17 protein-coding genes are annotated in these 21,556 nt (G+C 67.6%); 8 read left to right on the top strand and 9 right to left on the bottom strand.

The features are described from left to right. Positions 1–259 precede the first annotated feature (259 nt). Positions 260–775, top strand: a complete 516-nt coding sequence (locus D4765_RS06470; RefSeq protein ID WP_145971562.1) for a hypothetical protein — start codon at positions 260–262, stop codon at positions 773–775. 90 nt (positions 776–865) lie between these two features. Here the strand turns inward: D4765_RS06470 and pucL are convergent, their stop codons facing one another. Beyond that, on the bottom strand, positions 866–1,771 hold the full coding sequence (pucL, locus tag D4765_RS06475; RefSeq protein ID WP_136641477.1) for a factor-independent urate hydroxylase: 906 nt from the start codon (positions 1,769–1,771) through the stop codon (positions 866–868). A gap of 55 nt (positions 1,772–1,826) precedes the next feature. After that, positions 1,827–3,185: an allantoinase AllB gene (gene allB / locus D4765_RS06480; RefSeq protein ID WP_136641478.1), complete on the bottom strand. Its 1,359-nt coding sequence runs from the start codon at positions 3,183–3,185 to the stop codon at positions 1,827–1,829. A gap of 223 nt (positions 3,186–3,408) precedes the next feature. On the opposite strand from allB, the gene D4765_RS06485 reads away from it, so the two are divergent. Beyond that, a complete protein-coding gene (locus D4765_RS06485) occupies positions 3,409–4,512 on the top strand; it encodes an XdhC family protein (protein ID WP_136641479.1) in 1,104 nt (367 codons plus the stop codon). Between the two features lie 30 nt (positions 4,513–4,542). Here the strand turns inward: D4765_RS06485 and D4765_RS06490 are convergent, their stop codons facing one another. The 6 genes from D4765_RS06490 to D4765_RS06515 all read right to left on the bottom strand — a co-directional run bounded on the left by D4765_RS06490 (position 4,543) and on the right by D4765_RS06515 (position 11,257). Continuing rightward, entirely contained in the window at positions 4,543–7,485 is a 2,943-nt protein-coding gene (locus D4765_RS06490) for a molybdopterin-dependent oxidoreductase (protein WP_136641480.1), read from the bottom strand. Beyond that, entirely contained in the window at positions 7,482–8,285 is an 804-nt protein-coding gene (locus tag D4765_RS06495; protein ID WP_136641481.1) for an FAD binding domain-containing protein, read from the bottom strand. The genes D4765_RS06490 and D4765_RS06495 overlap by 4 nt, the downstream gene beginning before the upstream one ends. A gap of 175 nt (positions 8,286–8,460) precedes the next feature. Beyond that, the gene (locus D4765_RS06500) at positions 8,461–8,928 is read right to left on the bottom strand and encodes a molybdenum cofactor biosynthesis protein MoaE (RefSeq protein ID WP_136641482.1); all 468 of its coding nucleotides are present in this window, start codon (positions 8,926–8,928) and stop codon (positions 8,461–8,463) included. Then, complete coding sequence (locus tag D4765_RS06505; RefSeq protein ID WP_136641483.1) at positions 8,918–9,394, bottom strand: MogA/MoaB family molybdenum cofactor biosynthesis protein; 477 nt, start codon at positions 9,392–9,394, stop codon at positions 8,918–8,920. Before D4765_RS06505 ends, D4765_RS06500 begins: the two co-directional genes overlap by 11 nt. Next, entirely contained in the window at positions 9,391–9,924 is a 534-nt protein-coding gene (moaC, locus tag D4765_RS06510) for a cyclic pyranopterin monophosphate synthase MoaC (RefSeq protein WP_136641484.1), read from the bottom strand. The genes D4765_RS06505 and moaC overlap by 4 nt, the downstream gene beginning before the upstream one ends. Next, the gene (locus D4765_RS06515; RefSeq protein ID WP_237280292.1) at positions 9,917–11,257 is read right to left on the bottom strand and encodes a molybdopterin molybdotransferase MoeA; all 1,341 of its coding nucleotides are present in this window, start codon (positions 11,255–11,257) and stop codon (positions 9,917–9,919) included. Before D4765_RS06515 ends, moaC begins: the two co-directional genes overlap by 8 nt. A gap of 97 nt (positions 11,258–11,354) precedes the next feature. On the opposite strand from D4765_RS06515, the gene moaA reads away from it, so the two are divergent. Together moaA and D4765_RS06525 are read left to right on the top strand one after the other, a co-directional pair. Then, positions 11,355–12,473: a GTP 3',8-cyclase MoaA gene (moaA, locus tag D4765_RS06520; RefSeq protein WP_136641486.1), complete on the top strand. Its 1,119-nt coding sequence runs from the start codon at positions 11,355–11,357 to the stop codon at positions 12,471–12,473. Then, positions 12,466–12,798 carry a MoaD/ThiS family protein gene (locus D4765_RS06525; protein ID WP_338054627.1) on the top strand — a complete coding sequence of 111 codons (333 nt, stop codon included), beginning with the start codon at positions 12,466–12,468 and terminating at the stop codon, positions 12,796–12,798. Before moaA ends, D4765_RS06525 begins: the two co-directional genes overlap by 8 nt. A gap of 136 nt (positions 12,799–12,934) precedes the next feature. Here D4765_RS06525 and moeB read toward each other — a convergent pair whose 3' ends face one another. Further along, positions 12,935–14,188 carry a molybdopterin-synthase adenylyltransferase MoeB gene (gene moeB / locus D4765_RS06530; protein ID WP_136641487.1) on the bottom strand — a complete coding sequence of 418 codons (1,254 nt, stop codon included), beginning with the start codon at positions 14,186–14,188 and terminating at the stop codon, positions 12,935–12,937. A gap of 90 nt (positions 14,189–14,278) precedes the next feature. On the opposite strand from moeB, the gene smc reads away from it, so the two are divergent. From smc to ffh, 4 genes are all read left to right on the top strand, one after another. Further along, the gene (gene smc / locus D4765_RS06535) at positions 14,279–17,956 is read left to right on the top strand and encodes a chromosome segregation protein SMC (protein ID WP_136641488.1); all 3,678 of its coding nucleotides are present in this window, start codon (positions 14,279–14,281) and stop codon (positions 17,954–17,956) included. 16 nt (positions 17,957–17,972) lie between these two features. After that, positions 17,973–18,539 (top strand): YbhB/YbcL family Raf kinase inhibitor-like protein, encoded by a 567-nt coding sequence (locus D4765_RS06540; protein ID WP_136641489.1) that lies wholly within the window; start codon positions 17,973–17,975, stop codon positions 18,537–18,539. Between the two features lie 95 nt (positions 18,540–18,634). After that, positions 18,635–19,510 carry a signal recognition particle-docking protein FtsY gene (ftsY, locus tag D4765_RS06545; RefSeq protein ID WP_136641490.1) on the top strand — a complete coding sequence of 292 codons (876 nt, stop codon included), beginning with the start codon at positions 18,635–18,637 and terminating at the stop codon, positions 19,508–19,510. 434 nt (positions 19,511–19,944) lie between these two features. Then, on the top strand, positions 19,945–21,540 hold the full coding sequence (gene ffh / locus D4765_RS06550; protein WP_136641491.1) for a signal recognition particle protein: 1,596 nt from the start codon (positions 19,945–19,947) through the stop codon (positions 21,538–21,540). Positions 21,541–21,556 lie beyond the last annotated feature (16 nt).

Consider the following 21,556-nt stretch of genomic DNA (forward strand, 5'->3'; position numbering starts at 1 on the left):
GACTCGCAGCGCCGATGGTACTGCAAGGGAGACCTTGTGGGAGAGTAGGACACCGCCGGACTCCTTCTAGAAACACCAGGAAAGCCCAACAACCCCCACAAACGGTTGCTGGGCTTTCCTGCATTTAGGGGCCTGGGCTTCCCTCACCCGCGGCTTGAACCGGCCTTGCATCATTCGGGGGAGCTGCCCGACACCCTCTGTATCCCTCAGAAATGATGGGGTTTCACCACAAATGAAACCACCTCGGGGGTACAGCAGAATGAAAGAAAATGACACCTCGGCGGTCGAGAAAGACACGCTTGTCAATCGCCGCTCACTTGTCAAAGCAGCGGCATGGTCTGTTCCCGTTATCTCGCTGGCGATTGCATCACCGGCTATGGCTGCCTCGGGCAACACCGAAGTGGGCGCCTTCCACCTCGACGGCACTTGTGGCGTGTTGGGAGTGCTCGGCCCTGGTTTTACCTTGACCGCGGGCTCCGCGCCCCTGCCGATCGGCACTGTCGTCACGATCACCGGTTCAGGTATCGCCAATATCGGTGTCTTCACGCCTGCGCCGGTCATCGCCAGCGTCGCCGTCTTGAGCGGCACCAGTCGACAGATCACGCTGACCGCCGCCCTGCCGGCCGGTGCTACGCTTGCGCTTCGCACGACGCTCTCGATCTCGGTCGCGTTCGCTCTGAATGCCAGTGCCGCGCTTCCTTCGGGCTACATCGGAACCGGGTCGAAGACCGGCGCTTCTGTCAGTTCGACGCTGATCTTCTGCAGCGGTACCTGACGCGTTGCCACTGAGAAGAAGCCCAGTCCCGGGATGGGGCTGGGCTTCTTCTCAGTGCAGTGCGGTGCTGCGTAGCGCAGTTCTGAGCGGCTAGACGAGGCCGGTGTAGCTGTCCCAGGCGGCGGGCGCGGCAGGAAGCTCGTCGCGCAGCACGCTGACCTGGATGAGGCCGTACGGCCGGTCATCCGCGTTGAAGACCTCGTTGTTGTTCTCGACACCGAAGGGTTCGAGGTTGTAGACGAAGTGATGTTTGTTCGGTGCAACGAAGCGAATCTCGGCGAGGGAGTCGTAGGCTTCGAGCGCGGCCTTACCCATTTCGAACAGGGTCTGCTGCAGAGCGAGCGAGTGAAGTGTGGCGAACTTCTCGATGAGGATTGTCTTTATGCCTTCGTAGGCGGCGTTCCAGTCGACGTCGGTGCCGACGTAGCGCCACTGCGCCACCAGCGATGTGGCCATCACGCGGTCGTTGGTCGGCTCAAGCAGCGTGTAGCCGTCTTCGTAGAACCCGGCGAACTCCGAGCCGGTCGACTTCAAGATGGTGAGGTCTTTGAAGCCGGCGATGACGGTGGCGCTCTGATCGTCGCCGTGCCCCTCAATCGTGACGGCGGCTGTGCGAACCTCCTGGCCCGAGCGCACCCAGGTGTGGTCGTGTTCGATCCCGCCCGCGCTGACGCGCTGCCAGAGAAACTCTTCGACCTCGATGCGGGCAGAGTCGACGTACTCAACCGTGTCGGCGAAGTGGCGGCCGAGCTCGAGGGCGTATGCCTCGATGGTGACCAGCCCCTTCTCCTTGGCGAATGAGTATGCGGTCTGCTTCTGGCTGTCTGTCGGCAGCACCTGCGATTGATCGCCGAAAAGGTGAGCGCCGGCGAACGCTCCGCGAAGGGCCGTCGAAACATTGATGTCGCGAATCTCGTGGCGGGCCTGGTCGCGGTAGATGCGCACGACCCGGTTTTCTGCTTTGCCGTAACGGTTTGGACCAAGAACGATGGGCACGATCGGGTCTCCTTTCGGATGGGTGGATGTTCGGTGGTCTGTGTGGGGCGGCGAATCAGTGCGTCGCTGTCAGGAGTCGGCCTCGAAGGCGCACTTGATCGTTCGGCGCGCCGAGCACGAAGACGGGTTCGCCGCCGAGCCAGGTGGTGTGCACGACCCCGTGCAGCTCGGAGCCGTCGAATGCCGTGACCTTGTTCTTGTGCTGGAGGTGTTCCGCGATAACGGTGAACGTCTCATCGGGGGCGAAGGCGACGAAGTCGGCGTCGGTGCCTACGGCCAGCGACCCCTTGGCGGGGAGACCCGCGAGGCGGGAGGTGGAGCCGGTCATCCACTCGACCACCTGCTCGAGAGTGATACCGAACTCACGCGCAGCCGACCACACTGCGGGAAGGCTCACCTCGAGACCAGAGATGCCTCCCCAGGCCAGGCCGAAGTCACCGCCGTGCCCGAGCTTCAGCTCGCGGGTGCTGGGGGAGTGGTCGGAAGCGATGAGATCGATGTCGCCCGCGATGAGTGCCTGCCAGAGCTCTCGGCGATTGCTTTCATCGCGAATGGGAGGGCAGCACTTGTACTGGGTAGCGCCGTCGGGTATTCCCTCGGAGGCGAAGCTCAGATAGTGCGGGCACGTCTCGACGGTGAGGTGCAGCCCCTCGGCTTTGGCTGCCCGAATGGTGGGCAGGGCGCTGGCAGAGGAGAGGTGCAGAATATGGGCGCGTGCACCGGTGCGGCGCAGGCCCTCGATGACGTGCTCGATGGCCGTCTTCTCGGCGCTGTCGGGTCGACTCGCCACGAAGTCGTCATAACCCACGCCGCCGGTGTTCTCGTGGGCTTCGAGCACTCCGGGATCTTCGGCGTGCACGATGAGCAGCCCATCGAAGGCGGCGAGCTCGGCCAGGGCGGCGTGCAGTTGTTCGGAGCTGAGGTGCGGGAACTCGTCGACACCCGAAGGGGAGAGAAACGCTTTGAAGCCGAAGACACCAGCCCTGTGCAGCGGCTCGAGGTGGCCGAGACTCGACGGGATGGCTCCGCCCCAGAACCCGATGTCGATGGTGGCCTGGGCGGCGGCAGCTTCGCGTTTCTGCCGCAGGGCATCCACTGTCGTCGTCGGCGGAATGCTGTTGAGCGGCATGTCGATGATGGTCGTGACCCCGCCGGCAGCAGCCGCCCGGGTTGCGCTGGCGAAGCCCTCCCAGTCTGTGCGGCCGGGTTCGTTCACGTGCACATGGGTGTCGACGATTCCCGGGATCAGTACCTGGCCCGCGGGCAGGGCGACCTCCGTCGTCGCCGTGAACTCGGCATCGTGGTCGCCGATCGCGACAATCGTGCCGTTCGTTACGGCGAGGGTCGCCGGGCGGAAGGCTCCGTCGATGAGCGCAGAGTGTGCTCGTACGATGAGATCGTAGTGGTCGACCATTGGTGCCTCCGTGCGCGTGCGAGTGGTGCGAGTCGTGCGGTGGTTCGGGCTTCCAGCGTAACTTTTCTGAGGGGGCCGCACTCAGCGCTTCTGAAATGTGCCCGACACACGCTGCCACCTGATCGAAATATGGCCGGGCAACAGACCACAGCGAATGTGTGGTTTCATCGTTCAACGGAAGAACTGTCGACAGCCCTCGCCGCCAAAGGGAAGGAGTGACCGGATGCTCGAACTTGCCAGCGCACTGCTGCCCCTGCTCGACGCGGGGCATCACATCGCGGTGGCTACCGTGACCCGCATCGACGGCAGCGCCCCTCGCACGCTGGCGACCTCGATGGCACTGGTCGACAGCGGCGCCGTGATCGGCAGTATCTCGGGGGGCTGTGTCGAGGGTGCGGTGTACGAGGCCTGCGCCGAAGTGCTGGAGACGGGCCGGGCTTCGGTGCAGCAGTTCGGCTACTCCGACGACGATGCGTTTGCCGTGGGCCTGGCGTGCGGGGGGCGCATCGAGGTGATCGTTCAACGCATCGGGGGTGCGGTTGACGAACGCGATGACGCGCTGCAGCGTGAGTTCGCAGCCGCTGCTGAAGGGCGCCCGGCCGGCATTGCCATGATCGTGGAGGGCGACGCGCTCGGCGCCGTGCTGGTGGGCGGTCACGAACCGTCGGAGTTCGTCGGTGTGCCGGTCGACAGCGCGAACCGCCTGCGTGCCGAGCTGGCCGCTCGTATCTCGGCCGGGCAGAGCGGGTTGGCCGTGGTGGAGTGTGATGACGCGCCGATCAAAGCCCTGTTCGTCGTGGCGGCGACAGCCCCACGCATGATCATCTTCGGCGCGGTCGACTTCTCGGCGGCACTTGCGCAGGCGGCTGTGCTGCTGGGCTACCGCGTGACCATCTGCGATGCGAGGCCCGTTTTCGCGACCGCCGAGCGGTTTCCGGCGGCACACGACGTCGTTGTCGAATGGCCTTCCGACTATTTGGCACGTACAGAGGTGGATGCCCGAACTGTGGTGTGCGTTCTGACCCACGACGACAAGTTCGACATTCCGCTGCTCGAGGTGGCCCTCGGCCTTCCGATCGCCTACGTCGGAGCGATGGGGTCGAGGCGTACGCACGAGAGACGCCTCGAGGCGCTCTGCCAGACGGTCGACAGCGACGCACTCGAGCGACTGCACTCGCCCATCGGTCTCGACATCGGGGCCAGTACTCCCGAAGAGACGGCGCTCTCGATTCTGGCCGAGGTCGTGGCTACCCGCACGGCTGCATCAGGGGGGTCGCTGAGGTACCTCGCAGGCCCTATTCATGGCGCGGCCGCGAAACATTCCTGAATCGGAATATAGCGCAGCCCGTCGGCTGTGTCAGCTGGCGGTGTCAGCGTTCAGCAGACGCCAGAGACGGTCGCGAGAGAACGGCAGTTCGCGGGGGCGGCGACCGGTGGCGTTCCGTACGGCATTGGCGAGGGCAGGGGCGACGGGGTTGAACGGCGCCTCGCTCATCGATTTGGCGCCGAAGGGCCCGAGCCCGTCGGCGGTGTCGGCGAAATAGACCTCGGTGGTGGGAGTGTCGGCGAACTGGGCGAGGTGGTAGTTGCGCAGCACGCTCGTGGTCACGGTGCCCTCGGCATCGAGGATGAGTTCTTCGTAGAGCGAGGTGCTGATGCCTTGAGCGACTCCGCCCTCGATCTGGCCCCGGCACTGCTCGGGGTTGATGACGAAGCCCGCGTCGGCGGCCTGGATCGACTGAAGGATACGCAGTTCGCCGGTACGGCTGTTGACGGCGACCCGCATGGCGTGCACGTTGAACGCGAGCGAACGGCGGTGCCCGGCGTGGGTACCGAGGGCCGTGATCCCGCGCGCGGCGGGGGCTGCGTTCGCGACCCCGCCGTCGATGCGAACGGTGGTGACGGCGGGGGCCGCCTCGGTGCCGGCCGCTGCGAGTTCGGTGAGGGTGAGCATCCGGTCGCCCGAAGAGAGACCCTCGGAGTTCAGCTGCCAGGCCGTGGCCGGGATGCCCGTGAGAGCCTCCGCGACCTCGCCGAGTTTCACCGCGAGGGCGGTCGCTGCGGCGAGCACGGCTTTGCCGGCCACGACGGTTCCGGCCGAGCCGAAGGCCCCCGTGTCGTACGGCACCACGTCGGTGTCGGACTGCCGGATGCCGATGAGTGACGCACTCGTGTTGAGCGCTGTTGCGGCGAGCTGAGTGTGCACGGTGGTGGTTCCGTTGCCGAACTCTGCCGTGCCGGCGTTGATGGTGTACCGGCCGTCGAGGCCGAGGGTGATGGAAGCCTCGGCGAAGTGGCCGCGCGGCGGGATGGTGGCGATCATGGCGGCGGCCATTCCCTCACCCACCGACCACTCTGGCCCGTCGGGTGCTGGCAGGCTGCGACCCGATTCGGGTCCTGTGGCGAGAGCGTTCTGGGCGAGGTCGAGGCACTGGTCGAGGCCGTAGCTGCCTCCGAAGACAAGGTCGTCGCCTTCGACATGGGTGACGACGAGCGGGTCGGTGGGGCTGACGGCGTTGAGGCGCCGCAGCTCGAAGGGGTTCATGTCGAGGGCGATGGCGAGGTCATCCATCGCCGACTCGATGCCGAACACGACCTGGCCGAGACCGTAGCCGCGAAAGGCGCCAGAGGGCATGTTGTTCGTGTAGACGGCTTCGGCATCGACGCGCTTGTTGGGCGAGTTGTAGACGCTGATCGACTCTGAGCAGCTGTGGTACATGACGCCGGGGCCGTGGTTTCCGTAGGCGCCGGTGTCACTGAGCACGTCGACCTTCATGGCCGTGAGCAGGCCGGCCGCGGTGGCGCCGAGGCTGACGCTCACCCGCATGGGGTGGCGGCACGGCACGACGGTGAGTTCGTCGGTGCGGCTCATCTCGTACTGCACCGGGCGACCGGTTTTCAGAACGGCGAGGCTGACGATGTCTTCGGTCTGGATCTCCTGCTTGCTGCCGAAACCGCCGCCCACGCGGGCAGTGAAGACGCGGATGGTGTCGAGGCTCCGGTCGAAGAGCCGGGCCAGCTCCTTCTGAACGAGAAAAGGCACCTGCGAGCTGGTGCGCAGCACGAGCCGGCCGTCGTCGTCGAGCCAGCCGATGCTGGCGTGGGTCTCGAGGGCGGTGGCGGCGATGCGGTGCGACTGCCAGGTTCCGCTCACGGTCACGTCGGCGTCGGCGAAGCCCTGGGCGATGTCGCCGTATTCGCCGTGCAGGGCTGCGACGAGGTTCGTCTCGGGGTCGGCGATGCGCGAGTCGTTGGGGTTTTTGCCGCTGTGCAGCAGTGGGATGCCCGGCTGCCGCGCCTTCGCCGGGTCGAAGTTGGCCGGTAGAACGTCGTACTCGACCTCGATGAGCCGGCTCGCGGCCTCTGCTATGCCAACGGTTTCGGCGACGACGACGGCGACGCGCTGGCCCCTGAACCGGATGACCGGGTCGAGCACGAGCGTGTCGTCGGGGTCGTCGGTGCGGTTCTCGTGGCGGGCGGTGGAGAAGAGGGTGCTCGGGGAGTCGCGGTGGGTCAGCACGGCGGCGACGCCCTCGAGGGCCTCGGCGGCGGAGGTGTCGAGGCGGGTGATGCGGGCGTGGGCGTGCGGGCTCCGCAGTACGACGAGGTGCAGGAGGCCAGGGATGGCGACGTCGAGCGTGTACTCCTCGCGCCCGGTCACGATGCGGGCGCCGGCGGGGGCGCGCTCCGAGGTGCCGACGGAGCGCGGGGCGGGAGTGGTTGCGGCGGGCGGCGCGGTGGTGGGAGCCGCGGCATGCGAGCGGGCGGCGGTCGGGCATCCGGAGCCGGGGTTGGCAGAGGCGGCGTGGGCGGCGCACGCTGCAGGGTCGACCGGGCCGGAGGACGAGGCGGCGCAAGGGCGCGGGGTCACGTTGGTGATGCCGGCGAAGGCGTCTCTGATCGAGCGGTAGCCGGTGCAGCGGCAGAGGTTGCCTTTGAGCAGGCGCGGCAGATCGGCCGGGTCTGCCTCGGTGAGGGTGGAGGCCGTGACGACCATGCCCGCGGTGCAGAACCCGCACTGGAACCCGGCGGCGTCGACGAAGCTCTGCTGAACGGGGCTGAGAGCGTCAGGGGTGCCGAGGCCGGCCACGGTGGTGACGTCGTGGCCCTCGATGCGGTGAGCCGGGTAGACGCAGGAGTGCACGGGCTCGCCGTCGACGAGAACCGAGCACGCGCCGCAGTCGCCCGTGTCGCAACCCTTCTTGACCTCGAAGTGCTCGGTGTCGCGCAGCAGGGTGCGAAGGGCCTGGCCGGCGCGCGGGGTGGCCTCGGTGGGCTCGCCGTTGACGGTGAACTTCATGCCAGCTCCTCGCGGATCTCGTCGGCCAAGACGCAACTCACGGCGCGTCGCCAGTCGGCGGCGCCATGAGCATCAGTGAACCATTCGTCGAGGCGTTCGACGTCGGCGCGCAGAGTGTCGGCGTCGGGCAGGGCGTCGTAGCTCAGCTGAACAGGCTTTACGGTGGCGGCGGTGACGGTCAGAACGAAGGCGCCAGAGCGTTCGAGGCGGCCGAGCAGTACGGCCCCCGATCGTCCGAGCGGGGACAGGGCGATCTTGCGGTAGCCCACCCTCGCCTCGAGCGCTCGAAGCGGCAGGTGAATCGAACGCAGAACCTCGCCAGGGGTCAGGATGTTCGTGGTGTTTCCGGTGATGAACGAGGTCACGGGCATCCGGCGCTCGCTGCCGTCGGGGCTCCAGATGAGCACTTCACCGTCGAGCGCAGCCGTGAGGGAGGTCATGGGGCCGGCCGGAAGCGAGGCGCAGAGGTTGCCGCCGACGGTGGCGACGTTCCAGACCTTGAACGAGCCGAACAGGGCTGTGCAGCACTGGAAGAACGCGGGGTGCGCGAGCCAGCCGGGTTGGGCGGGGAAGCGCGAGAGCTCGGCGATGGTGCAGGTGGCGGCGATGTCGAGACCGTCGGGGGTGACGGTGAGGGCAGGCCACTCGAGGGTCATCAGGTCGACGAAGCCCTCGAGGTGGTTCTGGGGCTCGCCGAAGAGCGCGGAACCGCCGGCGAGGGGTACGACCGTGGTGCAGAGCGCCACCAGGTCGGCGCGGCTACGGGCCAGCCGAACATCGGTGATGGTGTTCAGATCCATGATGCAGGTGCCCTTTCTGTGGGCCCGACGGCGGCCCAGCCCGCGAGAAAGCGGGATCTGATCAGTGAACACCACAAAAATGTCGGGCATGTAACGGGGAGTGGGCGGTGCGGGCGGGGTGCGGTTTCGAGAGGGGGTGTCGGATGCCCGTGCCGCGTGCGGGGTGGTGTTCGTGTCAGGCGGCGCCGACCCACTCGGTGGTGCCGTCGGTGAAGACCTGCTCCTTCCAGATGGGAACACGTTCTTTTACCGCATCGATGAGTTCGGCGCAGGCGGCGAAAGCTGCGGCCCGGTGCGCTGACGCCACGGCGCAGGCGAGGGCGATGTCACCGACGACCAGGTCGCCGATGCGGTGCGCGACGGCGATGCGGGTGCCGGGGTGCCGGGCGGCGACGTCTTCGGCGACGCGGCGCATGACCTCGTCGGCCGACGGATGCGCGCTGTAGGTCAACCGTTCGACCGACTGCCCGTGGTCGTGGTTGCGCACGACTCCGCTGAACGTGACGACCGCGCCGGCCTCGTCGGAGCTGACGTTGTCGACGCACCACTCGACGGTGATGCCGGCGTCACTCACGAAGGCGAAGGCGATGCTGCCGGGGGCGCTGCGGTCGTCGCTGTCGTAGGTCAGGTTGTCAGCGCTCATGGTCGCCGCCTCTCAGCTGGTCGACCATGTGGTCGAGAACGTCGTCGAGCAGGCCGAGGCCGTCTTTCACGCCGCCGGTCGAGCCCGGAAGGTTCAGCACAATGGTCGACCCGGCGACGCCGGCCACGCCGCGAGAGAGCAGGGCGCTCGCGACCTTCAGCGAGCCGCGGCGGCGGAGCTCCTCTGCGAAGCCCGGAATCTCGTAGTCGAGTAGCGCGCGCGTCTGGTCGGGGGTGCGGTCGCCGGGATGGATGCCCGTTCCTCCGCTGGTCACGACGAGGGTGGGCGAACCGGCGATGATCTGGGCCAGCGCGGTGCCGACCCCGGGGCCGTCGGCGACGACGAGGGGGTCGCCCACCGACCATCCACGGCCCGTCAGCCACTCGGCGATCAGAGGGCCCGTTCGGTCGGTGTACACGCCCGTCGCGGCCCTCGTCGATGCGATGAGTACTACCGCGGTGTTCACGCGTCGCCCCGCACCCAGTCGCCGCTCTTGCCGCCGGTCTTCGAGACGACCTCGATACCGGTGATGCTGGCGTGCTTGTCGACGGCTTTGATCATGTCGTAGAGGGTGAGGGCGGCGATGGATGCGGCAGTGAGGGCTTCCATTTCGACGCCGGTGACGCCGGTGGTCTTCACCATGGTCTCGATGAGCACGCGGTCGTCTGACGCGGTGAAGTCGATGGTCGCGCCTGACAGTGGCAGTGGGTGGCAGAGCGGAATGAGGCTCGACGTCTGTTTGGCGCCCATGATGCCGGCAATGCGGGCCGTGGCGAGGGCTTCGCCTTTGGGGAGTTCGCCGGCCATGAGCATGGCGATCACGTCGGGCCGGGTGATGAGGGTGGCGCGGGCGTGCGCGACGCGCTTGGTGACGGGTTTGTCGGTGACGTCGACCATGAGAACGGCGCCGTCGGGGCGCACATGGGTGAGGGCGGGTGCGGTTGCGTGGTCGCCCGCCGCCGCTGCGCCCCTGTGGCGTCCTGCATGGTCACTCATCGATCCTCCACACCATCACGGGGTCGCCGGCGTCGAGGTGTTCGACGTCGGCCGGAATGTGCACGAGGGCGTTCGAGGAGGCATACGAGTGCAGCAGGTGCGAGCTCGGCCCTCCGACGAGTTCGACGGTGCCGTCGTCGTGCACGAACCCCCGCCGAACCTGATAGACCCCGGGCGGGGAGTCGGTGGCGCCGATGATCATCGCTACCTCGCGCATCCGGTCGGCCGGCTCGCTCTGGGCAAGTCGGCGAAGAGCTGGCCGCACGAACATCTCGAACGACACCAGCGCGCTCACCGGGTTGCCTGGCAGGCTGAGCACCGGCCGCACCACGTCGTCGAGGGTCGCTCGACCGAATCCCTGGGGGCCGCCGGGCTGCATGGCCACCGTGCCGAATTCGACGCCGAGCGGGCCGAGGGCGTCGCGCACCACTTCGCGGGCGCCCGCACTCACCCCGCCCACGGTGATGATGAGGTCGTGTGCGCTGGCGTGGGCGGCGAGGATGCCCAGCAGATCTACCGCGTCATCAGAGCGGCACGGAACCGCCGTCACCTCGCACCCGGCTTCGATCAGCGCCACGCTGAGCGACACGCTGTTCGCGTCGAAGATCTGCCCGGCGCCGAGCGTTGTGCCGGGCTCGCGGATCTCGTGCCCGGTCGACACCAGCAGCACCCGGATGCGCCGCACCACGTCGATGACGGTCAGGCCGGTGCCGGCGATGACGCCGAGCTGGGCCGGGCCGAGCGGGCTGCCGGCGGGCAGCAGCACGGCTCCGGCGCGCACGTCGCTGCCGGTGCGGCGGATGAACGTGCCAGGGGTGACGGGTTCGATGAAGCTGACCGTGGCGGGCGCGCTGGCCGCGACAGGGGTATCGCTGGTCGCGCCAGACGCTTCGGGCGTCTCCTCGGCGGTCTCACTCGACGCAATCGCAGCGAACCGCGGCGGAATCGCCTGCTCGATCGGCACGATCGCGTCGGCCCCGGGAGGCACCGGCGCCCCCGTCATGATGGGTGCCGCCGTGCCCGAAGCCAGGGGTTCCGCTCCGTCGCCGGCCGCGATCTGCGCCGCCACGAGCAGCTCGACCGGGTTCTCGGGCGACGCCGTCACGAGGTCGAACCACGAGACCGCGTAGCCGTCCATTTGTGAATTGTCGAAGTTCGGCAGATCGGTGGGCGAGAGCAGGTCGCTGGCCAGAACCCGCGCGCGAAACTCTCCCGAGTGCTCGGCGAGTCGCTGAGGAGACACCTCGAGCAGCTCGCTCACCCGGTTCTCGAAGAGCGGCGCGAGCAGCGCGTCGACGGCTGCCCGGTGTTCTTCAGTGCTGCGACGGTTCACACGACCATCCTGCCCCACACTGCCCTCACTGCGGCACCCTGTTGTCAATCTGTGCGCGAAGTCAGAAAGCGGGCCGCAAAACTCTTACTCTTGATGAATGACTGTGATGCTCGGTGTTCCCCAGGTGCGTCTCGGCTCGCCGGGCGGAGCGGGGGCGTCGCAGCTCGCGCAGTACGGCGCCCGCCCGAGTTCGGCGAGTGCGCCCGGGCTGGTCGACAGCTTCGGCCGCTCGGCCACCGACCTGCGCATCTCGCTCACAGACAAGTGCAACCTGCGCTGCACGTACTGCATGCCGGCCGAGGGTCTTCCGTTTTTGCCGACACCGAAGCTGATGCAGCGCGACGAGATCGTGCGTCTCGCCCGCCTGGCCACCGAGCGCCTGGGGGTTCGCCAGGTGCGCTTCACGGGTGGCGAGCCCCTGCTTCGCAAAGACCTGGTCGAGATCATCCGGGGCGTAGCAGCTCTGGATGCCCGCCCAGAGATCTCGCTGACGACCAACGCCATCGGGCTGGCCGGCCGCGCTGTCGCCCTCGCTGATGCAGGGCTTGACCGTGTGAACGTTTCGCTCGACTCGATCTGCGCCGAGACGTTCGCCATCATCACTCGTCGGCCGTTTCTCGACAAGGTGCTGAAAGGTATCGATTCGCTCGGCGCTGCGGGCATCGGGCATACCAAGATCAACGCCGTGCTCATTCCCGGCGTCAACGACACCGAGGGGCCCGACCTGCTCGCGTGGGCGCTGGCGGGCGGGCATCAGCTGCGCTTCATCGAGCAGATGCCGCTTGACGCCGACCACATCTGGGACCGCGACATCATGATCACCGCGGCCGAGATGCGTCGCCGCCTCTCCGAACGCTTTCAGCTGACGCCCGACAGCGAGCCTCGCGACGGTTCGCCCGCCGAGCTCTACCAGGTGCGCGCCCGCGGTGCGTCGCTCGACGACCCCTCGCTCGGAACGGTGGGCATCATCGCTTCGGTCACCGAAGCCTTCTGCGAAGACTGCCGCCGCACCCGCCTCACCGCTGAGGGCGGGGTGCGCAGCTGCCTCTTCTCGCACACTGAGACCGACCTGCTCGGCCCGATGCGTGCCGGGGCCGGCGACGACGAGGTGGCCGACCTCTGGCGGGCCGCCATGTGGGCGAAACCGTCGGGGCACGGAATGAACGCGGCCGGGTTCGTGCAGCCTGAGCGGCCGATGAGTGCCATCGGTGGTTGAGGTGGCGGGCGCTGGTCGCGGCGCGGCGGCAGGTGAGGGCGCGGCTGATCTTGATGGCGGCACTGCGGCGGGTGCCGGCTTGATTCGGGTGCGCGTGCGGGTGCGGTATTTCGCTGCGGCGAAGGCGGCGGCGGGTGTGGCAGAAGAGTTGCGTGACGTCGACTCCGGATGCACGGTCGATGACCTGCTCGTGACCGCGGGCCTCGCGTCGCTGCCGGTCTTCGGTCGCAGCACCTTCCTCGTCAACGGGGTCGCCGCCGCGCGAACCCAACCGTTGTACGACGGAGACACCCTCGACGTGCTGCCCCCCTTCGCCGGCGGCTGATCCCCGCCGCCCAGCCCCACCTCACCCGGTCATCCAGTCGGCGAAGTTTGTGGGTGTGGCGCGGTAGCACCCGCAAACTTCGCCGAGTCGATGGGATCCGGTGGCGGCCGGGGGTGGCGAGGCGGGGTGGTGAGGGTCAGTACCGCGGCAGGGTCGGGTCGATGAGGGCGGCCCAGGCATCGATGCCGCCCTCGACGAAGGTGACGTCGGAGTAGCCCGACTGGAGGAGCACGTCGCGTGCGTAGCGCGAGCGTCCGTCGTGGTGGCAGTGCACGAGCACCTCGGCGGTCTGCGGGATGAGCGCGCGTGCCGCATCCGAAAGCAGCGAGTCGAGGGGAACGAGTTCGGCACCCTCGATCGCGACGGCGTCGTGCTCCCACTCCTCGCGCACGTCGACGAGCACGAAGTCGTCGGTGCCCGCGGCCCGTGCGGCCAGGCGCTCGGCGAGCATGTCGACGGTGACAGAGGGCGAGCGACGCGGCACTGAGCTGGCGGCGGGTGCGGTTGCGGGTGCGGCGGTGGCGCGCGCGGTATCTGGGGTCATCGGACTGCTCCCATCGGAGGTGGCGGTGCTGTCGGTTGTCGGGCGGCTCTCAGCGGTGTCGGAGAGCGGGGGATTGCTTTCGGCGGCGGCCCTGAACGGCACGATCGTGAACGTCGAATCGAGGGCGTCGACCACCAGGATGCGCCCGAACAGCGGCTCGCCGAACCCGACGATGAGCTTCAGCGCCTCGGCCGCCATGGCTGATCCCACGACGCCGCAGAGCGGCCCGAGCACGCCGGCCACCGCGCACGATTCAGCTTCGTCGTCGGCGGGAGGGGTGGGGAAGAGGTGGCGGAGGTCTACTGCTCCGCCCGGCGCGAGCGGCCAGAACGTCGACACCTGCCCGTCGAACCTCAGCACCGAACCCCAGATGTAGGGCATCCGGAGCAGGGCTGCCGTGTCGTTTGCGAGGTAGCGGGCGGCGAAGTTGTCGGTTGCGTCGACGACGAGGTCGTAGCCCGAGAGAATGCGAGCGGCAGTGCGCCCGGTGAGGCGTTCGTCGTGCAGCTGAACCGTGACGTGCGGGTTCAGGCTCCGGATGCCCGCTTCTGCCGACCGCGTCTTCAACTCACCGACCGCCGCCACTGTGTGAATGGTCTGCCGCTGCAGGTTCGACACGTCGACCGTGTCGAAATCGACAATGCCGAGCGTGCCGACCCCGGCCGCCGCCAGGTAGGTCAGAACCGGCGACCCGAGCCCGCCCGCGCCGATCACCAGCACCCGCGCAGCCTTCAGCCGGCGCTGACCCTCGACGCCGATCTGCGGCAGCCTGATCTGGCGCGAATACCGCCGTCGTTCGGCGTCGTCGAGCTCTGAACCCGGTGCGACGAGGGGTGTGCGTGCCATGGCCCCCAGTTTACCGGCGCACGTGTCACGGCACCCCGTGATGCCCGGCCCCTGTACCGTAGACGCAAGCCTCACTCGAAAGGTCGCCCGGTGTACCTGAAAAGCCTGACCCTCAAGGGGTTCAAGTCTTTCGCGCAGCCCACGACGTTCGCGTTCGAGACCGGAGTGACCTGCGTGGTCGGCCCGAACGGCTCGGGCAAGAGCAATGTGGTCGACGCGCTGGCCTGGGTGATGGGCGAGCAGGGTGTGAAGACGCTTCGCGGCGGCAAGATGGAAGACGTCATCTTCGCGGGCACGGCCACTCGCGGCCCGCTCGGCCGGGCCGAGGTCATTCTGACCATCGACAACTCCGACGGCGCTCTGCCGATCGACTACTCCGAAGTGACCATCAGCCGCACGCTGTTCCGCAACGGCGGCAGCGAGTACGCCATCAACGGCGACGCGTGCCGGCTGCTCGATGTGCAGGAGCTGCTCAGCGACTCCGGCCTCGGGCGGGAGATGCACGTGATCGTGGGCCAGGGCCAGCTCGACGCGGTGCTGCACGCCACACCCGAGGGGCGGCGTGGATTCATTGAGGAGGCCGCGGGCATCCTGAAGCATCGCCGCCGCAAAGAGAAGACCGCTCGAAAGCTCGAAGCCATGCAGGCGAACCTCACGCGGCTGAGCGACTTGGCGGGCGAGATCCGGCGCCAGCTGAAACCTCTGGGTCGCCAGGCCGAGGTGGCGAAAGAGGCCCAGGGCATCGCCTCGATCGTGCGGGATGCCCGTGCCCGCCTGCTGGCCGACGAAGTGGTCACCTTGAGAGCTGCCCTGGACACCCACTCGAAGAGCGAGAACGAGCGGCGCACCGAGCGCATCGTGCTGCAGGAACAGCTCGAACAGAACCAGTTGCGTATCGAACGCATCGAGCGGGCCCAAGTGGGCGACGCCGTCGACCTCGCGCGCCGCACCGCTTTCGGCCTCGAATCGGTGCAGGAGCGCCTGCGCGGCCTCTATACGCTCGCCAATCAGCGCCTGGCGCTGCTCGGCTCTGAGCAGGAGAATTCGGCCGCCGCGCCGGGCGTCTCGCCCACGATGGTCGCCGATTCGAAGATCGAGGCGACGCGCCTCGCCGGGGGAGTCGTGGCTGCCGAGCAGGCGTGGCACGGCGCTCAGGCACTGACCCTCGCCGCGCGGCAGGCGCTCGACGCGGCCGACGAGCAGATCGCCGCGCAGAGTGCGCTGGTCTCGCGGCACGACCTCGAGATCTCGAAGCTCGCCGGCCAGCTCGAGTCGGCCAACTCGCGGCTCGCGGCCGTTCGCGGCGAAGACCTGCGGCAGCAGAACGCGCTCGACGCGGCCCACGACCGCCGCGAACGCCTGCAGATCGAGTTCGTCGCCCTCGAGGCCGAGGCGGCCACCTCCGACGCGGGCGAGACCGACCTCGATGAGGCCTACGAGTTCGCGCAGGCGGCCGTGTTCGAGGCCGAGGCCGAGATCGAGCAGCTTCGGGATGCCCTGCACGCGCACCAACGCGAACGAGATGCCCTGGCAGGCAAGGCCAGCGCGCTGTCGATGGCGCTCTCGCAGAAAGACGGATCGAGCGAACTCGCGGCCTCCGGCCTCGCCGGTGTGCGCGGGCTCGTCGCCGAGAACGTTCAGGTCACGCCGGGGTTCGAGGCAGCCATCGCGGCGGCGCTCGGGTCGCTCGCCGACGGGGTGCTGGCCGAGACGCGCGATGACGCCTTCGCGGCGCTCGAGCACGCGCGGGCGGGCGATATGGGTCGGGTCGAGGTGATTGTGGCGGCGGGGGGTTCTGCGGCTATGGCGGCTGCGAAGAGTGCAGGTGTTGGTGTTGGTGCGCGTTCTCCGAGCTGGAATGCTTCGGTTGCCGAAGCCGGCCTCACACCCGCCGCCGAAGTGGTCGTCGCGCCGGCGGGCGTGAAAGCGCTTCTCTTCGCGACCCTTATCGCGAACGACATCGCGGCGGCACGAGCCGCGTGGAAGGTGCTTGAGAGCGAGGATGGCGACGCCGGGCATCCGGAAACCCTCCCGGTGACGATCATCACGAAGGGCGGCGACGTGCTCACGGAGTACGTGCTGCGCGGCGGCTCGGGCGCGAAACGGTCGCGGCTCGAGCTGGTGGCGGAGCGGGATGCGGCGTCTGACCGGCTCGAGATCGTGACGGCCGACATCGATCGTGCCACGTTCGCTTTGGCCGAACAGCGCGGAATTCTGCAGAACGCGAAGCAGCAGTCGACGGCGGCGCTGCAGGCACTGCGTGAATTCGACTCGCGGCTCGCGGCGCAGACCGAGCGGCTCTCGCGGCTGCGCGCTCAGGTCGATGCGAGTCAGGGTGAGTTCGAACGGCTCGAGCGCTCGCGTGCGGCTGCCGGCGAAACCGTGGCGGGGGCACTGGCGGCGGCCGAGAAGGCGCGTGTCGAACTCGATGCGGCGCGCAGTCGGCCCCGCCCGATTCTCGATGTGAGTTCGCGCGACGATCTGCTCGGAGCCCTCGAGAAGGCGCGCGACGGCGAACTCGACGCGCGGCTGCAGCTCGAGACCGTGCGGGAGCGGGTGCGGGCCGAACAGGCTCGCGTGGTCGCGCTCGAACGGCAACTCGAAAGCGAGCGCCAGGCGGCGGAGGAGGCGGCCCGGCGCGCGGTGATTCGGCGCCGGCAGGTCGATGCGGCCACGGCCGTCGCCGAAAGCCTGCCAGAGGTGCTCGACTCGGTCGACCGTTCGGTGGCAGCTGCCCGGCTCGAACTCGCCCAGAGTGAGGCCGAACGGGCCGAACAGAATGCCGAACTGACCGATCTGCGCAAGCTCGAGGCGGGGCTCCGGCAACGCTTGCAGGGCATCACCGAGAACGTGCACGGGCTCGAACTGCAGATCTACGAGAAGAAGTTGCACCTGTCGAGCGTGCTCGAACGGGTGGGTTCTGAGCTCGGCATGGTGGAGGCCGATCTGGTCGAGGAGTACGGGCCCGATCAGCCGATTCCGATGGATGTTCGGGGCGCCGGCCCCGCTCTGATCAGCCGAACGGCCGGTGCGGCTCCTTCGGGGGCATCCGGAACCGAATCGCAGGGGGGCGACCACGCGGGCCCGGCCGACCCCGAAACCGTTCCGTTCGACCGCGACGAGCAGAAGCGCCGCCTGGCCCGCGCGGAGCGCATGCTCGCCGAACTAGGCCGCGTGAACCCGCTCGCACTCGAAGAGTTCGACGCACTCGAGCAGCGGCACAAATTTCTCACCGAACAGCTCACCGACCTCACGAACACGCGCAAAGACCTGCTCACGATCATCGACGAGATCGACGACAAGATGAAGTACATCTTCGAGGCCGCCTTCAACGACACGCGGGACGCCTTCGCCGAGGTGTTTCCCGTGCTGTTTCCCGGCGGAACCGGGAGTATCTCACTCACCGACCCTTCGGATCTGCTCACGACGGGGGTCGAGGTCAGTGTGAAGCCGGCGGGCAAGAAGATCGAGCGGCTGTCTCTGCTCTCGGGCGGCGAACGTTCGCTCGCCGCCGTGGCGCTGCTGATCGCCATCTTCAAGGCGCGCCCCAGCCCGTTCTACATCATGGACGAGGTCGAGGCCGCCCTCGACGACGCCAACCTGGGGCGTCTGCTCACGATCTTCCAAGACCTGCGACAGACCTCGCAGCTCATCGTCATCACCCACCAGAAGCGCACGATGGAGATCGCTGACGCGCTGTACGGCGTCTCGATGCGGCAAGACGGGGTGTCGGCCGTGATCGGCCAGCGGGTCGAGGTGGCGTCGTGAGGGGCGGAGTGCGACCGTGGTGAAGCTTCCGAAGCCGGGCCGGCTGATTCGCCGGGTGCGCGCTGGTTCGTACATGCTGGCCTGGGGCACGCTTGCGCCCGAGGCTCCCACCACGATTGTCATGAGCAGCCCCGACTTCGCCGAGGGGGCTGCGATTCCGGCACTGCACGCGGGCGACGGTGCAGGCGACAACGTCTCACCCGCGCTCGTCTGGAGCGGCCTGCCCGCGGGCACCAAGCAGTTACTGTTGGTGGTCGAAGACCCTGATGTGCCTCTGCCTCGCCCGGTCATCCACCTGCTCGCCCGCCTCGACCCGAGCCGCACCTCGGTCGCCCGGGGCGAACTCAACCTCGAGGCCGAGAACACCGGAATCGTGTTGCACCCCGGCTCGTTCAACCGGGTCGGGTACGCCGGCCCACACCCTATCGAGGCGCACGGGCCGCACCGGTACGTGTTCCAGCTGTTCGCGCTCTCGAAGCCTCTTCCGCTGCCCGCCACCGCCCGCCTCGAGTCTGTCGCCGCCGCCGCGTACGGGCTGATCCTCGCGCGCGGGCGCACCTGGGGCACCTTCGAGCGCCCGTGACCCCGGCCGACTACACGATTACTGCGCGGAGGCGCGGGCAGGGCGCCGCGGGCAAGCGGTGCCCGGGCATCCACGCGGCTCATTAGGCTGAGGGCATGGCTGAACGCAACTCCTGGTCGCTGTCGGGCGCCCTCCGCGGCATGTTCGCAAAGAAGACGATCGACGACGAGACGTGGGACGACCTCGAGACCGCACTCATCACCGGAGACTTCGGCATCGACGTCACCGATCAGATCGTCGGCGACCTGCGCACGAAGGTGTCGCGCTACAACACCACCGACCCGAAAGACCTGCAGCGCATGCTTCGGGAGACTCTCGAGGAGCGGTTCTCGAAGCTCGACCCCACGCTGAAGCTCACCGAGCGGCCGGCGGTCGTGCTCGTGGTGGGCGTGAACGGCGTGGGCAAGACCACGACCATCGGCAAGTTCGCCAAGTTCTTGGGCAACTACAACCGCACGGTCGTGGTCGGGGCGGCCGATACGTTCCGGGCCGCCGCCGTCGAGCAGGTTGCGACCTGGGCCGAACGCGCGGGCGCGCACATCGTGCGGCCGCAGCAAGAGGGCCAAGACCCCGCCTCGGTGGCTTTCCAGACCGTCGAGTACGCCAAGCGCAACAATATCGAGATCGCCATCATCGACACCGCCGGCCGCCTGCAGACCAAGGGCGGGCTGATGGATGAACTCACCAAGATCAGGCGCGTCATAGAGAAGCAGGCACCCGTCGCCGAGGTGCTGCTCGTACTCGATGCCACGACGGGCCAGAACGGTCTGCTCCAGGCGGAAGCGTTCATCGAGCATGCCGGGGTCACCGGCCTCGTGCTCACCAAGCTCGACGGTTCGGCGAAGGCCGGGTTCGTTCTGGCCGTGCAGGAGCGCACGGGCATCCCGATCAAACTGATCGGCCAGGGCGAGGGCATCAACGACCTCACCGGTTTCACGCCGCATGTCTTCGTGCAGAACCTGATCGGTTAAGACAGAGCTCTGGGCTAGTTCGTTGAGGCGACAATCCACGCGGTAAGGCCCCAACAGAGTAATGCCACGCATCCGCAAACGATGTACCTCATCTTTCGTGCGGCGGGGCTGCCACCACGGATTGCGACGATAAGAACTATGGGCAACAACAGAAGGATTCCAGCTAAGGCGTCTTGCCCGCAGTTCGTCGTTGAACAATCGACACTCGTCGCGAGTAACATCGCGGCTCCTACCGTCATGGACGGCTTGAGATCATCGGTGGAAAGTAGAGCACGTCTCCTATCGTAGCTGATAAAAAATCGACTATCTGGATTGGTTGGGCTCGTCACGTCGACAGAACCGATCGGCGCGGTCGCCCGTGCGAACAAGACGACCTCACCGGTTTCACGCCGCACGTCTTCGTACAGAACCTGATCGGTTAAGATTGTGTCACCATGGCAACTTTTGGAAACCTCTCTGACCGCTTAGCCGATACCTTTCGAAATCTTCGCACGAAGGGCAAGCTCAGCCCTGCAGACGTCGACGGTACGGTCCGCGAGATTCGTCGTGCCCTGCTCGACGCCGACGTGGCGCTGGATGTCGTCAAAGACTTCACCGGCAAGGTGCGTGAGCGCGCGCTCGGCGACGAGGTCAACAAGGCCTTGAACCCCGCCCAGCAGGTGGTTCAGATCGTCAACGAAGAACTGATCGCCATTCTCGGTGGCGAGGCCCGGCGCATCAACTTCGCCAAGAAGGCTCCGACGGTCATCATGCTCGCGGGCCTGCAGGGCGCCGGTAAGACGACGCTCGCCGGCAAGCTGGCGAAGTGGCTCGCGAAAGACAACCACACCCCGCTTCTGGTCGCCGCCGACCTGCAGCGCCCGAACGCCGTGCAGCAGCTGCAGGTGGTGGGTGGACAGGCCGGCGTCGCGGTGTACGCACCCGAGCCCGGCAACGGCGTCGGCAACCCCGTGAAGGTCGCCAAAGACTCCATCAAGTGGGCCATCGACAAGCAGTACGACGTGGTCATCGTCGACACCGCCGGCCGTCTCGGCGTGGATGCCGACATGATGAAGCAGGCCGCAGACATTCGTAAGGCCGTCGACCCCGACGAGGTGCTCTTCGTCATCGACGCGATGATCGGGCAAGACGCGGTGGCTACGGCCAAGGCGTTCCAGGCCGGTGTCGACTTCACCGGTGTCGTGCTGACGAAGCTCGATGGCGATGCCCGGGGTGGTGCTGCGCTGTCGGTGGCCTCTGTCACGGGCCGACCCATCATCTTCGCCTCGACCGGTGAGTCACTCGACGACTTCGAACCGTTCTACCCGGATCGCATGGCGTCGCGCATCCTCGACCTCGGTGACATTCTCACCCTGATCGAGCAGGCGCAGGGCGCGTTCGACGAAGAAGAGGCGAAGAAGGTCGCGGAGAAGTTCCGCACCGACAGTTTCACGCTCGAAGACTTTCTTGGCCAGATGCAGCAGCTGCGCGGTGCGGGGTCGCTGAAGAAGATGATCGGCATGCTCCCGGGCGCCGGCGCGATGCGCGAGCAGCTCGACAACTTCGATGAGCGTGAAATCGTTCGCACCGAGGCCATCATCCAGTCGATGACGAAGGCCGAGCGCCAGAATCCGAAGCTGTTGAACGGTTCGCGACGCGTGCGCATCGCCCGCGGTTCGGGCATGACGGTGACCGACGTGAACCAGCTCGTGCAGCGTTTCGAGCAGGCCGCCAAGATGATGAAGACGGTTGCGCGCGGCGGTGTACCCCAGATTCCGGGCATGGGGCCGATTCCCGGCGCCGGGTTCGCAGGGCGCGGCAAGGTTCAGCCGAAGAAGAAGGGCTCGAAGTCGGGCAACCCGGCGAAGCGCGCCGTCGAGAACGCGGCGCTGGCGTCGGGGGAGAAGCTTCCGGGGGCGGCGGGTGCAGGCTCGGGCGGCGGGTCTGGGTTCGGGCTAGGTTCTGGTTCTGGCGCTGGCGCGGATGCTGGCGCTGCCGGCGGCCCGAGCGAGAAGGAGCTCGAGTCGCTGCAGAAGTTCCTGCGGCGCTGAGTTCGCCTAGTTCGCA

Source organism: Subtercola vilae, assembly GCF_004923255.1.
Lineage (GTDB): Bacteria > Actinomycetota > Actinomycetes > Actinomycetales > Microbacteriaceae > Subtercola > Subtercola vilae.